Annotated in this window: 12 protein-coding genes; all 12 read right to left on the reverse strand. The window is 48.6% G+C overall.

The genetic code is table 11. The features are described from left to right. Positions 1 to 56: 56 nt before the first annotated feature. Positions 57 to 1,508, reverse strand: a complete 1,452-nt coding sequence (locus tag ACE04G_RS24365) for an ABC transporter substrate-binding protein (protein ID WP_449004874.1) — start codon at positions 1,506 to 1,508, stop codon at positions 57 to 59. Positions 1,509 to 1,529: 21 nt separating this feature from the next. Beyond that, entirely contained in the window at positions 1,530 to 2,393 is an 864-nt protein-coding gene (locus tag ACE04G_RS24370; RefSeq protein ID WP_449004875.1) for an ABC transporter ATP-binding protein, read from the reverse strand. Positions 2,394 to 2,395: 2 nt separating this feature from the next. After that, complete coding sequence (locus ACE04G_RS24375; protein WP_339305003.1) at positions 2,396 to 5,320, reverse strand: ABC transporter permease; 2,925 nt, start codon at positions 5,318 to 5,320, stop codon at positions 2,396 to 2,398. Then, entirely contained in the window at positions 5,320 to 6,429 is a 1,110-nt protein-coding gene (locus ACE04G_RS24380) for an efflux RND transporter periplasmic adaptor subunit (RefSeq protein WP_339177937.1), read from the reverse strand. Before ACE04G_RS24380 ends, ACE04G_RS24375 begins: the two co-directional genes overlap by 1 nt. Next, positions 6,392 to 7,339 (reverse strand): ABC transporter ATP-binding protein, encoded by a 948-nt coding sequence (locus ACE04G_RS24385; RefSeq protein WP_339297460.1) that lies wholly within the window; start codon positions 7,337 to 7,339, stop codon positions 6,392 to 6,394. Before ACE04G_RS24385 ends, ACE04G_RS24380 begins: the two co-directional genes overlap by 38 nt. Positions 7,340 to 7,611: 272 nt before the next feature. Beyond that, positions 7,612 to 8,253 (reverse strand): orotate phosphoribosyltransferase, encoded by a 642-nt coding sequence (pyrE, locus tag ACE04G_RS24390; RefSeq protein WP_036674850.1) that lies wholly within the window; start codon positions 8,251 to 8,253, stop codon positions 7,612 to 7,614. Next, positions 8,250 to 8,990 carry an orotidine-5'-phosphate decarboxylase gene (pyrF, locus tag ACE04G_RS24395; RefSeq protein ID WP_449004891.1) on the reverse strand — a complete coding sequence of 247 codons (741 nt, stop codon included), beginning with the start codon at positions 8,988 to 8,990 and terminating at the stop codon, positions 8,250 to 8,252. Before pyrF ends, pyrE begins: the two co-directional genes overlap by 4 nt. A 103-nt stretch (positions 8,991 to 9,093) precedes the next feature. Then, positions 9,094 to 12,312, reverse strand: a complete 3,219-nt coding sequence (carB, locus tag ACE04G_RS24400; RefSeq protein ID WP_047843734.1) for a carbamoyl-phosphate synthase large subunit — start codon at positions 12,310 to 12,312, stop codon at positions 9,094 to 9,096. Between the two features lies 1 nt (position 12,313). Then, positions 12,314 to 13,456: a glutamine-hydrolyzing carbamoyl-phosphate synthase small subunit gene (gene carA / locus ACE04G_RS24405; RefSeq protein WP_047843735.1), complete on the reverse strand. Its 1,143-nt coding sequence runs from the start codon at positions 13,454 to 13,456 to the stop codon at positions 12,314 to 12,316. A 455-nt stretch (positions 13,457 to 13,911) separates the two neighbouring features. Further along, positions 13,912 to 15,216 (reverse strand): dihydroorotase, encoded by a 1,305-nt coding sequence (locus ACE04G_RS24410; protein WP_339305011.1) that lies wholly within the window; start codon positions 15,214 to 15,216, stop codon positions 13,912 to 13,914. A gap of 125 nt (positions 15,217 to 15,341) precedes the next feature. After that, entirely contained in the window at positions 15,342 to 16,253 is a 912-nt protein-coding gene (locus ACE04G_RS24415; protein WP_036674848.1) for an aspartate carbamoyltransferase catalytic subunit, read from the reverse strand. Beyond that, the gene (pyrR, locus tag ACE04G_RS24420) at positions 16,253 to 16,816 is read right to left on the reverse strand and encodes a bifunctional pyr operon transcriptional regulator/uracil phosphoribosyltransferase PyrR (RefSeq protein ID WP_017687330.1); all 564 of its coding nucleotides are present in this window, start codon (positions 16,814 to 16,816) and stop codon (positions 16,253 to 16,255) included. The genes ACE04G_RS24415 and pyrR overlap by 1 nt, the downstream gene beginning before the upstream one ends. Between the last annotated feature and the right edge of the window lie 106 nt (positions 16,817 to 16,922).

Raw genomic sequence — 16,922 nt, forward strand, 5'->3', positions numbered from 1 at the left:
AGATTAAAATCTTCAGCGGCTATCCTTAACTTATGATATGACTACTTCATCAGATCTCATTGAAACGTAGCTTTAGGATCCTTTTTCAATTTCTCCAGCATCTCGTTTCCTTTAGCTGCCCACTCACCAAGTGCTTCTTTTGGTGTCTTTTTGTTCTCTAGTACTTGGTTGAAATATTCCATACCTTTTTCATTCACTTGCCATAAGCCCGGGGATTTTTGATACATTTTATCCAGGTTGGTATTGGTTGGCGGAATCGGCTTCAGCGCATAGAATGCTTGAATGTTATAATCCAGGCCGTCTTTGGGTTTAATGAAGCTCTTCCGTGATACCATCTCGTAGCTGCTACGTGCTTTGATCTTAGCCCAGTCCTCACTGTTCATGTACTTGATCAGTTCCCACGCATCATCCGGGTTCTGAGCCGCACTATTAATCGCCATGAGGTTGCTCAGATAGATGCTGCCTCCAATTTCAGGAGCTTCCGGGTGAACTGGCGGTGTTACCACATCCCAATCCACTTTCGTAAAGTCTTTCATTTTATCCGCATTTTTATTGGCATCAATTAATTGATTAATATAGCTGTAATCACCAATAACCATGGCTGACTTGCCACTCAGGAATAGGTCACCCTGTACTGGATCATAACGCCCACTCGGATCCTGATCCTGTGGTTCGTCGCCTTTAGGAATAACTTTGTCAATCGCAAGTTTGCTGATGGTGCTCCACACTTTCTCCCATTGAGGAGAATCTACTGTCATCTTCTCTGCTTTGTCATCAAACGTCTTCAGCTGCAACGAGCTGTAGTACTGCTGCATGGAGTAGTACGGCGAACCACCCTGATATGTCGTGAAGGAGAAACCAAATACATGATCTTTACCTTCACCATTCGTTAGACGGGTACCCAAATTGAAAATATCATCCCATGTCATGTTGTCCGTTGGCGGTTCCACGCCTGCTTTTGCAAACATACCCTTGTTATAGAACAAAGCCGATGAGGAGAACGTTGGTGTCAATGCATAAATGCTCTGATCCCCAAGGTCCTTAATTCCCTCCAGTACACTAGGCACGATATCACTGGTATCAAACTTATCTTCCTGCATCAGTGGGTCCAGCTGTTTCACCAGATTCTCCTGAATTAATGATTTCACTGTGGCGGTATCAGCCACGATAACGTCAACCGGGTTATCCCCAGTCATAATCTTCTTCAGACTCTCCATCGTATCCGGAACTTCCGGCTGTTCTTCCGTGTTGCCATACCCATACATGCTGCTCTGATCAACAGCAGCCACAATTTCGATGGTTACATTGGGATGTGTCAATTCAAAAGCATCGGTGAACTGCTGACGGAAGTAACTATCATCCTGTCCTCCCCACAACGTTGCCACACGTAATACACGCTGTTCCGTATCCTTGGCCTCACTTGCCGTACAGCCGGCAATCAGCGGCAGTGCCAGCGTCGCAGTAGCGATGACAGCCAGCACACGTTTTCCCCACAACCTGTTCTTCATCTTCCAATTCCCCCTCATTAATTATCTTGGCGGCGTAATAACAATACGTTCACCGTCAAATTCCAATGTAGCCCGATTATCAATGGATAAGGCCTCCAGATACTCTTTTGGCACCTGAAGCCGCCCTGCACGGTCAATAATGACAAATGCTTCGTGAATGTCCGGCATACCCGCTTCGGACAAGTTATGTTCATCATCCAAATTTGGATTGCGCTTCACAAACTCGGTACTGGTCAAGCCGTCCCGAATCGCAACGATCCGGTCTACCTTGCCAGCAAGCGTCAAGTCATGGGTAACGATGACAATTGTAACGCCAAGTTCCTTGTTCATTCTTCGGAAAATGCCCATGATTGTATCACATGTCTCGGAATCGACCGAACCGGTTGGTTCATCTGCAAGCAGAATTTTGGGCCGATTGGATAATGAGATCGCAATCGCTACCCGTTGTTGCTCTCCTCCTGACAATTGATGCAATTTGTTATACATCCGATCCTTAAGGCCTACCCATTCGAGCAACTGTTTCGCGTATGCACGATCACGCTTGCCTCCCAGAATCATGGGAGTCTCCACATTTTCCAGTGCAGTGAGATAAGGCAGCAAGTTACGACCGTTATTTTGCCAGATAAAACCTACCGTATGACGTTTGTATTCGACCAATTGGGCATCTGTCATCTTGAGCAAATCCCAGTCTCCCACAACGGCCGTACCAGCCGTAGGACGATCAAGCCCACCCAGAATATTCAGCAGTGTGGATTTACCGCTACCGCTGTTACCGATGATCGCCATCATTTCACCTTGATTGACAGTCAGGTTGAGACCCTGAAGGGCAACGACTTCCACATCGCTGGATTTAAAAATTTTGACAAGTCCTTCGCATTGGATCACGTTTACCTCTCCTCTCCCATTTTGACTGCCTGGTGAACCCGCAATCTGCGAATCTGCCAGAGCAACATCGTTGCACCAATGACCAGCATCACCACAGTGACCCCATACAGTTGCAACATATCTTGCTGTTCAAACACAATCCGGAACGGAGGTACCTGAGCAGATACATTATCCGTCGTTTGCAGGAATGGCAGGAATAAACGACTGGATACCTGACCAATCCCAATACCCAGCAGGATCGACAGCCCCGCTGTGAACACCTGCTCCAGCAGCAGCATACCGCTCAGTTGTGCCCGGGATAACCCCATGGCCCGTAATACACCAAACTGCACAACTCGGCCGGACAGGTTGAAGAACCAGTACAGCACGTATCCAATCAACGAGATAATAACGGATACCAGGAAACCAAGGCTCAGAATCCCGAATACGCCACCTCTTGACGGATGTTTACCCTGAGACACCAATTCGGTGCGGACGTCACGCACAGAAGATAACTCAATGCCCTCTGCTGCAAGTTTCTCCATAAGCGGAGCCACTTTGGCATCCGGTTCCATTTTCAGCCATACCTCATAAGGAATCAGAGGCACCTGATCATAGATATAATCCAGATTCGCCACGAAAAATGGCATCTGATCCGGATACTGGGCTGGCCAGTAAGGAATGATCCCAAACACGACGAATTCAATCGCCTGTCCCTGTACACCCATGGAGACAAGATCTCCAGTTTTGAGTTTGAACTTGTCAGCAAATTTGGAAGAGATCAACACAGCCCCTTCATATTTACCAAGCAAGTCAAGGTACTTGTAGGGATGTGCTGGGAACAGATCGTTGCGGAACCATGCCACTTGAGCAAAGTCCACATTATCAATTCCGACCAGCATCCCCTGTCCGCCCGATTTACCAGAAACGATAATATTGCCCTTGGTCTGCAGCACGCGTGCTGCATGTTCAACCCCATCTAATCTGCGGAACACTTCGAATGGAGGTTCGGAGTAGATGACTTTGGATGGCTGCGAAGAACCGCCACCGCCACCACCTGGAGCACCTCCACCGCCATTTCCTCCGCCAGAACCCCCTCCAGCAGAACCTCCTCCTCCATTGCCACCACCTTGTTGACCTCCACCCGTACCGCCATTCTGTCCGGAACCACCAGGTTTAACCTCAGGTGTTCCTTCCCACACAGTCTGCATAATCACATCAGAACCATAACGGTACAAGGTACGCTCAGTGGAATTCAAATCAATCGTCCGAGCAGCAGCCGAGTTGTATACCCCAAGTCCCAGTGTCAGTACAAGAAGGATCATCAGCGGATAATATGAAGAAGATGAACGCGACAACTGTGTTAATGTCAGATACAGCGGGACCGGGAGAAATTTACGACCGATCAGCTGGATGAGCTTCAATATCCATGGGAACAAGCGCAGGAAGAATAGTCCAAGCGCAAAGATCGCGAGTGCGGGTACAAAGAACAGAAACGGCTGTACCTGCAGCTGATCGGTTGTCATTCCCGTCTGGAAGGTCAACATCTGACGTTCATAGAACAGGTAGTATCCATATCCAGCCAGACCCAGCAACACAACGTCCAGGAACCAGCGTTGCCATACTGGAGCACGATCTGTTCGTGCTTGCCGCCGTTTGGCCGAAACAATGGTTGCCCGTGCATAGGTTATCGCAGGGATAAGGGATGCGATGATCGCAACAAGGACCGCTGCTACGCCCAGGAGAATGGCTTCTTTTGATACACCGATCGGAATAGACTTCCGATCTACGAACGAGAGAAAGCCACTTGCTGAACCGATACTCTTGGCCATAAACCAACCAAGCAACGGCCCAATAACGAGCGCAATAACCCCCAGAAATATGCCTTCAAGCAGGTAGAGAGAGAATATCTGCCGAGCTGAAGCTCCACGGCTGCGCAATACCGCAATATCACTCTCTTGCTTCTGTAATGACTGTCTGGCATTCATCGCAATAAAATAAAAGACCATCGCAATCATCGGTGCTGCCAAGGTAAACAACATCGTCTGCAGTTGCAGACTCTGACTGCGGAACTGCTTAAGCAGATCACCAAAGGTGATGTCCACTTTTGTATCTTTCAGCCGCTGGTACAGATCGATATCCAGCCTTTCCAGCATGGAAGTCAGACCTGATAACTGGCTGGTTTGAATTTCTTTCAGATCAAAGGCATAATACCAACGTGAATTTTGAAGTGAAATCCCTTTTTCCTTCAGTAAAACATCATTAAAAACCGATTCATCCACATAAAGTCCATTCATCATGCCGTCAAATCCTTGTACCCAGTAAGGGCTGTTCGGATCATCTGCCTTGAAGGAACCCGTAATCTTCACACGTAACGTGATATCAAGACCGCTATACACCGGATATTCCAGAATGTCACCGATATGCAGATCGTTACGATACATGCCCTCTTCCAACATGACTGCCTCAATCGTGTCATCTTTGACCTGGTTTCCAGGTTTCACCCCGGCAGAGTAATTCACCTGTGCATCCAGCCCACTCATCGTACCCAGACTCATACTGCGCGCCCTGCTGGCATCCACTTTGGTTGGATCTTCCGGGCTCACCTCTGTGCTGCGAATAGATCTTGAATTCACATACGTATGAAAAGGAAAACCAATATCGCGAGGGACATCCTCACGAATATAACGATCGACTTCATCCAGACCCCGTGTGTCTGTCTTCACGCCACCAGGTGCCTGATAACTCATAAGCAACGAACCGGCTGGCAACCCTTCACTGTTATCCTGCAGCGTTTGCGCGACGACCCGTTTCAACGCACCATCGGCATACATTGGAATACTGACGGTGAACGCTACCGCCACAATCAATCCGATCAGTGTGCTGAAGGTCATCCAGCGCGTGTTCCACATTTTGCGGAACAGCAGCCGAAGCAATGGCAGCCCCATTAGCGTCCCACTACTTTCTGACCTACGGTCAGACCTTTCAGAATCTCGACATCTGTCGATGTCTGCTGTCCAACTTCAACGTCCACTTCACGCTTACTGCCATCACTCTCCACCACTTGTACGTACGTTCTTGAGCCGATGGAGCGCAAAGCGGATACAGGAATCACAATTGCGTTCTCGGTACGCTGCGTTACAATCGAGACCGATAGTGGTGTGCCACGTTCGACGCCTTTTGGCATTTTTGCAAGTGTAACGATGACATACTTATCCAGCGTTTCCTTGGTTGGAGGCGTACCACCTTCACCCGTCCCTTCGCCACTACCGCTTCCCGATGCTTCCGCGATAGGCATGACTTTAATTTTGCCAGCGACTTTACCAGCTCCATTAATATCTACTTCTGCCTTCATACCCGCGGAGAACTTCTCCAGATCCTCCTTGGCAAAGGTAGCTGCCACAACCAGATTGGATGTATCCGCAATCGTAGCAATCGGATCATACGCTTTCACGGCTGCACCCTTCTCTACCTGCACAGCAATAACGGTGCCACCAAACGGAGCGGTCAACGTGGCTTTGCCCAGTTGTTCCTCCAGATCAGCGAGTTCCTGGCGTAGTTCTTCAAACGCAATCGTTGATTCTTCGAACTCTACCGGGTCCATCTCATCCTTCTTGCGGAGTGTTTCCTTCATTTGAACTTCGGATTTGCGAATAGCCAGTTTCTTGCCACGGATCTCTTTCTCTACACTTTCCACATCGAGCACGGCCAGAAGCTGGCCTTTTTTCACTTTATCCCCTGGTTTAACATTTAACTCTTTGACATGCATGCCATCAAGCGTGAAGTACACCTTCTCTTCCCGCTGACTCATCATCTTACCGCTGCCACTTACTTTTTTCTCCAACGTTTCCGTCCGGACTTCATATTCCGGTTTCTTAGAGATCGTTGGTGGTGTAATAGGTGGAAGCACTTCTTCCTCTGTTTCTGACGGCAGCAATGAGCAGCCGGACATCGTTGCAACCATTATTGCACCAAGTACAATAAGTGCTGCGCGTTTCCCCCTCTTCGGAGCGGCCCCTTTACTTGATAAATCTGCCGTCCGCCATTTCATAAACATGGTCCGCAACCTCCAAAATTGTAGGATCGTGTGTAGTCATACATATTGTTACTTGTTCTACTTCAATAATATTGCGGAATACGGCCATGACCTGAGCGCCCATCTTGGAATCCAGTTCCGCTGTAGGCTCATCCGCAAGCAACAATCTGGGTCTATGGGCAATCGCCTTGGCTATAGCCACCCGCTGTTGCTCTCCCCCCGACATTTCGAAAGGTCGGTGCTTCACCCGTTTGGAGAGTCCAACCAGATCCAGACAGTGACCAACCCTGTCCTTCCACTCCGCTCGCGGAACGTCCGCCATGCGCAGCGACAGTTCTACATTTTCCCAAGCAGATAATAAGGGCATGAGTGCATATGCCTGGAAAATAAAACCGATCTCTTTGCGCCGCAAAGCGGTCCGCCGCCGATCTCCCCAATCCTGAAGAGGCTGACCGGAGAACAGAATGTCTCCACTTGAAGGCTGATCCAGTCCACCGAGCATATTCAGCAGTGTTGTTTTGCCTGAGCCTGATCGCCCCTTCAGCATGACCAGTTGTTGCGGATTCACTTCCATATCAATGCCTTTGAGCACATGGATGATACGACTGCCTGTCTGGAAACTGCGATGCACGTTACGCACCTCCAGTACAGGTCCATCATATGGAGGCAGCATATCCTTCTTTGGTTTGATCTTCTTCTGGGGTTCCTCAACGGTAGTGACAGCAGCTGCAGCCACTTCATCTGAAGCGATTTCACTTTCAGGTAACGGAGGTTTATTCGTCGGGTAATCGTGTTCATTGTTGTATGTATTTTCCCCCGACTCCGTCGATGTCTCTAACGGTGTTTCCCCCTGTTGATGTTCATCGCCTGACTGGCTCTTGGCAGGTCTTTTTCTGAGAAATAAATTCTTCATGCCAGCAATCACGCTCATCCTTTCTTGAAATCCCGTTCATTTCTTCAAAAAACCTAAAATTAGAAATCTGTTCCATCCTACACTGAATTATAAACGACCGATCCCAACTAAAAGTTACAAGCTTTTTACAACGGTAGAGTGAAAAAGTTAATATTTTGATGAACAAACAAAAAAAGCACCCCAAAGTACGGGATGCCTCTAGCATATTCGATGGTTTTGCCGCTATGACGGCAATCATTACAATTTTGATACCGTTCAATCCTGAACATTTTTTCGAGGTATCAATGATATTATTTACCAAATGAAGAAGGATCTTCACGCCAAGATTTGAGCAATTCAAAGTCACTCTCCTGAATCGTTCCCTGAGCCAAAGCCACATCCATCAGCGCGGTGTAATTGGACAACGTCTGAAGTGGAATTCCAGCATCTTCAAATGCTTTAACACCTTTATCCAGCTGATAGCTGAAGATCGCAAGAACGGCGAGAGGGGTTGCACCTGCTACACGTACGGCTTCGGCTGCTTTGATCGAGCTTCCACCTGTGGAGATCAGATCTTCGATGACAACTACTTTCTGTCCTTCGGTAATCAGACCTTCGATCAGGTTCTCCTTGCCGTGTCCTTTCGCTTTATCACGAATGTAGGCCATCGGCAGATTCAGCTTCTGGGCCACCCAGGCAGCATGCGGGATACCTGCTGTTGCCGTACCTGCAATGACTTCTGCATCCGGGTATTGGTTCCGAATAATCGTTGCAAAGGCTTCAGCGATATCATTACGAATCTCGGGATAGGACATCGTTAAACGGTTATCGCAGTATATTGGTGATTTGATGCCGGATGTCCATGTAAATGGCTGCTGCGGACGTAACGCCACGGCTTTAATTTTCAACAGTTGGGAAGCAATATGATTCGGAATCTCATTCAGTTCGATCATGCGTTCAACATCTCCTTCAAAATGGTTTCTGCCGCTTCACGCGGATTGGGAGCGCCTGTAATAGGTCTGCCTACAACAATGTAATGACTGCCTCTGGCGATGGCTTCACCTGGCGTCAAGACGCGTGTCTGATCTCCCAGACCACTACCTGCTGGACGAATTCCCGGTGTAACGGTGTGAAAAGCACTTCCGCACGCTGCTCGGATTGCAGGCACTTCCAGCGGGGAAGCAACAACTCCATCCAGTCCGGCCTCTTGGGCCAGTCCAGCATAACGAACCACAGCAGCTTCCACACTTCCCGGAATACCAATCTCGGTATTCATCGTTTCCAGGCTTGTACTGGTCAATTGGGTCACCGCAATGATCTCGGGCTTGCGTAAAGAAGGATCGGCAGCGATCGCTGCCTCAGCACCTTCACGTGCAGCACGCATCATGAGGGTTCCACCGGCTGCATGTACATTGAACATGTCTACACCCAGACGTGTGATACTCTCAGCACCGCCACGAACGGTATTAGGAATATCATGCATTTTCACATCCAGAAAAACGGAGTAACCTTTGGATTTCAGCTCCCGAATAAAGTCCGGTCCTGCTGCGTAGAACAGCTGCATGCCCACCTTCAGATAACAGGGAATGCCCTCAAGAGCTTGTACCAATTCTTGAGCTTCTTCCGCTCCAGGATAATCCAGTGCCACCATCAGACGGCCAGCCATTTCATTGAAACTCGCTTGATTCATCACCAGCGCTCCCCTCCACTTGCTCATTTTTTCCGTTTTTGCCCGATATAAAGGACATCCCGCCAGCCCGCAGGCTGACTGATGTCCTTCATCAGAGAGTTATTTATTTTACAAAGACAGGCATTGCTTCCGAAGAGAAGTTGATCGTTTGCAGCATGATCAGCAGCGCACGAATCGTATCCAATGAAGTCATACATACAATGCCGTTTTCTACCGCTTCACGACGGATACGGAATCCATCACGCTGCGGTGTTTTGCCTTTGGTGAGTGTGTTGAAGACAAAGTTTGCTTCGCCGCTGCGGATCATATCCAGAATGTTCGGCGAACCTTCACTTAATTTGTTCACAGTCGTTACTGGAATGTTCGCTGCTTCAAGCGCAGCTGCTGTTCCGCCGGTAGCCATGATTTTGTAACCCAGTCTGTAGAAACCTTCGAGCAAAGGAACCGCTTCGTCTTTGTCTTTGTCTGCTACAGTTACTACGATCGCTCCGGTTGCCGGAATTTTCATTCCTGCGCCGATGAGACCTTTGAACAACGCTTTAGCGTAATTCGGGTCACGACCCATAACCTCACCTGTAGACTTCATCTCAGGTCCGAGGGTTGGTTCTACACGACGCAGCTTCGCGAAGGAGAAGACCGGAACTTTAACAGATACATGATCCGATTCAGGCCACAGTCCATCGACATAACCAAGATCTTTCAGTTTCACACCCAGAATAGCTTGTGTTGCCAAGTTAGCCATCGGAATGTTGGTTACTTTGCTCAGGAATGGTACGGTACGGGATGAACGCGGGTTCACTTCGATAATGTACACTTGACCATCATGGATAACAAACTGGATGTTGACCAAACCTACCGTTTTCAGTTCTTTCGCAATTTTGATTGTAATCTCTACAATTTTCTCTTTCAAATCCTGGGACAGATGTTGAGGAGGATATACCGCGATGGAGTCACCAGAGTGAACCCCTGCACGCTCGATATGTTCCATGATTCCCGGAATCAATACCGTTTCACCATCACAGATGGCGTCAACCTCAACTTCTTTACCCATCATGTAACGGTCGATCAGGACCGGATGCTCCGGATTGATTTTAACCGCCTGTTCCATGTATGTCAGCAATTCAGCATCGGAGTATACAATCTCCATCGCACGACCGCCGAGTACGTAGGAAGGACGAACCAGTACCGGGTAGCCCAGACTTTGAGCTGTTTCTACTGCATCATCAACGGAAATGACCGTTTTACCTTTTGGCTGTGCAATCTCCAGACGGGAGAGCAGACGCTCGAACTTCTTGCGATCCTCCGCCTCATCGATGCTTTCCAGATCCGTTCCAAGAATGGTTACACCTGCATTACGCAGTGGTGCTGCCAGGTTGATGGCCGTTTGACCACCAAATTGTACGATAACTCCTACTGGTTTCTCCTGTTCAATCACGTTCATGACATCTTCGAAGAAGAGCGGTTCAAAGTACAGGCGATCCGATGTATTAAAGTCCGTAGACACCGTCTCCGGGTTATTGTTGATAATGACTGCTTCATAGCCTGCTTTTTGCAATGCCCATACTGCGTGTACAGTAGAGTAGTCGAACTCGATCCCTTGACCGATCCGGATTGGTCCTGAACCCAGTACCACAACTTTTTTCTTGTCAGAAGGGATTACTTCATTTTCTGTCTCGTAAGTGGAGTAGTAATATGGCGTTGTGGCTTCAAACTCAGCCGCACATGTATCTACCATTTTGTACACTGGGCGCAGATTCTCTGCTTCCCGACGAGTTCTAACTTCCGCTTCAGTTGTTAATGTGCCTCCTGGTTGACCTTGCGCACGCAGTTCAGCAATGGCACGGTCTGTGAATCCAAGGCGTTTCGCTTGATACAGAATGTCGGAAGACAATTCGGATTCTTCGCGAATGCGATCTTCGAATGCGATCAGACCTTCGATTTTGTCCAGGAACCACCAGTCAATCTTGGTCAGGTCTTGCAGTTGTTGCAACGTATACCCTCTGCGGAATGCTTCGGCAATCAGGAAGATACGCTCATCATCTGCTTTGATCAGACGTTCGTTCAGGGTAGCTTCGTCCAGCGTTTCGGCATCCTTCAGGTAGAGGCGATGTACGCCAATTTCCAGGGAACGAACTGCTTTGTGGATCGACTCTTCGAATGTCCGGCCAATCGCCATGACTTCGCCTGTTGCTTTCATCTGCGTTCCCAGTTTACGGTTCGCCGAGATGAACTTGTCGAACGGCCAGCGTGGGATTTTGCTCACGATATAATCCAGTGTAGGCTCGAAGCAAGCATACGTTTGGCCTGTTACCGGGTTCACGATTTCATCCAAGGTATAACCCATGGCAATTTTGGCAGCCATTTTTGCAATCGGATAACCCGTTGCTTTGGAAGCCAGAGCTGATGAACGGCTTACCCGTGGATTTACTTCGATAACATAGTATTGGAAGCTGTGTGGGTCCAGTGCAAACTGTACGTTACATCCACCCTCGATGTTCAGGGCACGGATGATTTTCAGGGAAGCTGAACGCAGCATTTGATATTCACGGTCCGACAACGTTTGGCTTGGTGCTACGACGATACTGTCGCCTGTGTGAACACCTACCGGGTCAAAGTTTTCCATGTTGCAGACAACGATACAGTTATCGTTTTTGTCCCGCATAACCTCATACTCGACTTCTTTCATGCCTGCAATGCTCTTCTCGACCAGACATTGCCCGATCGGGCTGTAACGAATTCCCGCTGCCACCGTCTCACGCAGCTCTTCTTCGTTCGCACAGATTCCGCCGCCTGTTCCGCCCAGTGTATAGGCTGGACGCACGATGATTGGATAACCAATCTCATTCGCAAATTCAAGTGATTCTTCAAGTGTCGTTACGATTACACTCTCTGGTACAGGTTGTTCCAATTCACGCATCAGGTCACGGAACAGATCGCGATCTTCCGCTTTCTCGATGGATGTCAGTTGCGTTCCGAGCAATTTCACATTTTCACGTTCCAGCACGCCTGCACGAGCCAGCTCTACAGCCATGTTCAGTCCTGTTTGACCACCCAGTGTTGGCAACAAGCCATCTGGACGCTCCTGACGGATGATTTGGGTTACAAAATCCAGGGTGATTGGTTCGATGTATACTTTGTCAGCCATGTTTGTATCTGTCATAATGGTCGCCGGGTTGCTGTTGATAAGTACAACTTCCACGCCTTCTTCTTTCAGAGCCTGGCAGGCTTGTGTACCGGCATAGTCAAACTCGGCCGCTTGACCGATGACGATTGGACCGGAACCAATCACCAGGATTTTTTTGAGATCTTTGTTAATCGGCATGTTATTGTGCTCCTTTCACTGCGGCTGCCAATACGGCTTGACGCGGCTTTTGCGGGTTAGTGATTTTGTGCTCGCGAATCATCTCGATGAAGCGGTCAAACAGATAACTGTTGTCGTAAGGACCCGGGGCTGCTTCAGGGTGATATTGAACCGAGAATGCCGGGAATGATTTATGTTTCAGACCTTCAATGGTCTTATCGTTATTGTTGATATGTGTAACTTCCAGGTCTGTACTCTTCACAGACTCTTCGTTTACGGTAAATCCATGGTTCTGGGATGTGATGAAGCAACGTCCGCTCTCCAGTTCTTTCACCGGGTGGTTTCCTCCGCGATGTCCAAACTTGAGTTTTTCGGTGTCTGCTCCTGCTGCAAGTGCGAACAACTGGTGACCCAGGCAGATACCGAAGATCGGGTATTCGCCAAGCAGTTCACTGATCATGTTAACTGCGTGAGGTACGTCTTTCGGGTCCCCAGGGCCATTGGACAGTTGAATGCCGTCCGGGTTCAGGCGACGAATTTCGTCTGCTGTTACATCGTGTGGAACAACAACAACGTCACAGTTACGTTTGCTGAGTTCGCGCAAGATTCCTGTTTTAGCACCATAATCCACGAGCACAATACGCTCAGCCGTTCCCGGGCTGTTGTAGACATGTTCTGTAGAAGTCATTGGCACCTGGTTACGCAGCTCGGCAATGGTGGTGTCTCCCATCATCTCCAGCAGTTCTTCCACAGGCTTCGATCCTGTTGTGAGAATTCCCTTCATTGTGCCGTGGTGACGAATCCGGCGAGTCAACATGCGTGTATCAATTTCGCTGATTCCTACGATGCCGTATTCTTTGAGCAGATTGTCTACGCTGTATTCCGCACGCCAGTTGCTTGGCGTTGGCTCATGACGACGCACAACGAAACCGTGCACGTATGGACGAATCGACTCAAAGTCATCACGCGTAATACCGTAGTTTCCGATCAGTGGATACGTCATGGTCACGATTTGACCGCAATAGGAAGGATCCGAAAGCACCTCTTGATAGCCTGTAATTCCCGTATTAAAAACGACCTCACCTGTAGTTTCACCTTCAGCACCAAATGCTTTCCCGGTGAACAGTGTGCCGTCTTCCAACAATAATCTTGCCTGTGCCTGCATCCCATTTCACTCCTCTGTGTTTATCAACGTTGAATATTTTGAGTTGAACATGGGTGACGTTACGATTGTGCGGCTCCGCGTACAGAAAACCCTTTGATCGCTGTTATCCCCGGACTACTTTTTATCATTTTTCAAATGATGTAATCCGGTGATAAAGGCGAACGCTTTGCTTCTTCGGGTCTTTTCTGTCCGCTCCGCAGTTACGTTGGAGTCCAAGTTCAAAATCATGACATTCAACTTTGCTTGTTTCGTATGTTAGACTCTCGGCATGATTTGCCTCGAGTTAGTTGAAAAGATGTTACTGGTGTAAAAAGTTATAGATTAAGTTCTAGAGTTAGAGCTAGAGTTAGATTTAAAAAAGATTTGTTGTTTTAAAAAAGTTAAGAGTTACTATTGCTGATTTAAAGATTTAAAGATATAGCGTTACTAATTTATCAATTTACTAAATTACCGTTTTATTGTTGTACAGTGTTGCTCCATACGCTTTTGCCATCCACCCATGTTTGTGTGGCCCAGCCTTTCAGCTTCCAGCCTGTGAATGGAGTGTTTCTTCCTTTGGTTGCAAACGTTGCAGGATCAACTGCTTTTTCTTCGTTCAGGTCAATCATCGTGATATCCGCTGGTGCTCCCTCTTCCAGTTTGCCTGTATCCAGTCGGAATACACGTGCCGGATCAGCTGTCATACGTTTCACCAGGAAGTCCAAGCTCCACAGTCCTGTTTCCACAAACTTCGTGTACAGCAGCGGGAAGGCTGTTTCGAATCCTACGATTCCGAACGGTGCCAGCTCCATGCCTTTGGCTTTCTCTTCTTCACTGTGTGGCGCGTGATCAGTTACGATCATATCCAACGTGCCGTCCAGCAAACCTTCGATACAAGCCTGCACATCGCGTGGTGAGCGCAGAGGCGGGTTCATTTTCCAGTTGGCGTCCATGCCCGGGATATCTTCATCCGATAACACCAGATGGTGCGGACACACCTCAGCAGTTACTTTAATGCCGATGGACTTCGCTAGACGAATCAAGCGAACCGATTGCTCTGTACTTACGTGACAGACATGGTAGTGAACTCCCGTTGCTTCTGCGAGCAGGATATCACGGCCAACGTGGATAGCTTCGGATTCATTTGGAATCCCTTTGATGCCGTGACGCTTCGAAAACTCACCTTCCGTCACATATCCACCAACAACCAGTGAGTCATCTTCACAGTGAGCGATCACGGGCATATCCATGCTTGCCGCGAGGCTCATGGCATCTTTCATCATTTGAGCGTTTTGTACGCCTACACCGTCATCTGTGAATCCAATAGCACCAGCTTCTTTTAATGCGGCAAAATCGGTAAGTTCACGACCCAGTTCGTTTTTTGTAATGGCTGCATAAGGCAACACTTTAACCAGATCAGCTTCTTTGGCTTTATCCAATACCAGTTTCACAACTTCCGCTGTATCTGTTACTGGTCTCGTGTTCGGCATGCAAGCGATCGTTGTAAAACCACCTTGTGCTGCTGAACGGGCACCTGTCTCGATCGTCTCTTTGTGTTCGAATCCAGGTTCACGCAAATGTACGTGCATATCGATCAATCCCGGAATGACCAGTTTGCCTGATGCGTCTGTTACACTTTGCGCTGACTTTTCGGCATCCAGTACGGCTTGGTCTTCCAGACCAGCGATTTTTTTAATTTTACCTTCATCTATAATGATGGTTTTCCGTTCAAGTTCCCCTTGTTGGTTCAAGATGTTCGCGTTTTTTATAATCTGTAGCATAATTGCCCTCCGCTTCGGTTCTGTCCGGCTTACCAGGCAAGCCGGATGATTTTCTTTATCGTGTACTCTCTATTGCTCTATAAGAACTTCCGTACCATCAGCCTATGACCCACAGCCAGACCCTGTTACAGTTTCATCGCACGTTCCATAACCGCCATGCGGATTGGAACGCCGTTTGCCATCTGCGGGAAGATCCGCGATGCTTCACTCTCCACAACCGCGTCATCTACCTCGACATTGCGATTCACAGGAGCAGGGTGCATGATAATGGTGCTTGGTTTTAGGCGTGACGCACGTTCTTCCGTCAATCCGTAGTGTTCGCGATAATCCTCAGCTGAAGTAATTAAGCCATGTTGATGACGTTCCAGTTGAACACGGAGCATCATGACTACATCTGCATCCAGCGCTTCTTCAAGACCGACATAAGGAGCATGCTCTGCGAGTTCCGGTGCCTGCATTGTTTGCGGAGCACAGAAGCGTACATCTGCACCAAACTTTTGCAGTGCCCACAGGTTGGAACGAGCTACACGGCTATGCAGGATGTCACCAATGATGGAAACACGCAAGCCTTTCAGTTCGCCAAATGCTTTCCTCATCGTGTAGAGGTCCAGCAAGGCCTGTGTGGGATGCTCATTGTTGCCGTCTCCAGCGTTCACGAGTGGTACATTCACTTTCTGAGCCAGTTGTTGCAGAACGCCTGCCGGTTTCAACCGGATCACGCCTGCATCAATGCCCATCGACTCAAGTGTTCGTACCGTATCGTAAATGGACTCTCCTTTTTCCACACTGGATGCGGCTGCCGTAAAGTTCAGCACTTGTGCGCCCAGGCGTTTCTCTGCCATTTCGAAAGAGAAGCGGGTACGTGTGCTGTTCTCGAAGAACATGTTCGCAACGAAGCGTGATTCCAGTACAGGAACCAGTTTCTCTTTCTGCGCTTCCCAGTGAGCCGCTCTGTTCAGAATGGACTCAATTTCTCCTCGACTAAGTTCCTTCAGTCCAAGCAAGCTTCGGTCTCTCAATGCTGTCTGTGTAATCATTATGCTTGCTCCCCCCGGTTCTGAGTGATTTTGACTTCGTCCTGTCCATCCGTTTCCATGAGTGCAACTTCGATCTCCTCTGATTTGGAAGTCGGCACATTCTTGCCGATAAAATCAGGTCGGATCGGAAGTTCCCGGTGTCCGCGGTCTGCGAGTACAGCCAGCTGAATGTTCTGCGGTCTTCCACAGTCCATCAGGGCATCCATCGCTGCGCGAATCGTCCGTCCGGTATAGAGCACATCATCGAACAAAATCACTTTTTTGTTGTGGATCGAAAGTGATTCAGGTGTCATAATCAACATTTCCTTGCGATTCGCTTTATTTTCGTCCAAGCGGTCATCGCGGTAAGGAGTCACATCCAGTTCTCCCCAGGGGACTTTGGCGCCTTCGATTTCTTCAATCTTGGCGGCAATCCGTTCTGCCAGGTAAACCCCGCGTGTACGAATACCGACCAACACACAATCGTCGATTCCTTTGTTTTTCTCCAATATCTCATGGGCAATCCGTGTTAGTGCGCGGCGGATCGCCGTCTCATCCATAATGACATGTGTCTCTGTGCTCATGCGTTCAGCCTCCTCAGGATATCCCTTCAGCATCATGGCCCCGTGACGAGGAGAACAAAAAAGACTCCTTGCCGTGTTTATTGGCAAGGAGTCTCCGAACTTCAGA

Source organism: Paenibacillus sp. AGC31, from assembly GCF_057334655.1.

Excerpts from the sequence above, each read along its gene's own strand:
- ACE04G_RS24365 (WP_449004874.1), bottom strand. The coding sequence starts at position 1,508 with ATGAAGAACAGGTTGTGGGGAAAACGTGTGCTGGCTGTCATCGCTACT.
- ACE04G_RS24375 (WP_339305003.1), bottom strand. The coding sequence starts at position 5,320 with ATGGGGCTGCCATTGCTTCGGCTGCTGTTCCGCAAAATGTGGAACACG.
- ACE04G_RS24380 (WP_339177937.1), bottom strand. The coding sequence starts at position 6,429 with ATGTTTATGAAATGGCGGACGGCAGATTTATCAAGTAAAGGGGCCGCT.
- ACE04G_RS24385 (WP_339297460.1), bottom strand. The coding sequence starts at position 7,339 with ATGAGCGTGATTGCTGGCATGAAGAATTTATTTCTCAGAAAAAGACCT.
- pyrE (WP_036674850.1), bottom strand. The coding sequence starts at position 8,253 with ATGATCGAACTGAATGAGATTCCGAATCATATTGCTTCCCAACTGTTG.
- pyrF (WP_449004891.1), bottom strand. The coding sequence starts at position 8,990 with ATGAATCAAGCGAGTTTCAATGAAATGGCTGGCCGTCTGATGGTGGCA.
- carB (WP_047843734.1), bottom strand. The coding sequence starts at position 12,312 with ATGCCGATTAACAAAGATCTCAAAAAAATCCTGGTGATTGGTTCCGGT.
- carA (WP_047843735.1), bottom strand. The coding sequence starts at position 13,456 with ATGCAGGCACAGGCAAGATTATTGTTGGAAGACGGCACACTGTTCACC.
- ACE04G_RS24410 (WP_339305011.1), bottom strand. The coding sequence starts at position 15,216 with ATGCTACAGATTATAAAAAACGCGAACATCTTGAACCAACAAGGGGAA.
- ACE04G_RS24415 (WP_036674848.1), bottom strand. The coding sequence starts at position 16,253 with ATGATTACACAGACAGCATTGAGAGACCGAAGCTTGCTTGGACTGAAG.
- pyrR (WP_017687330.1), bottom strand. The coding sequence starts at position 16,816 with ATGAGCACAGAGACACATGTCATTATGGATGAGACGGCGATCCGCCGC.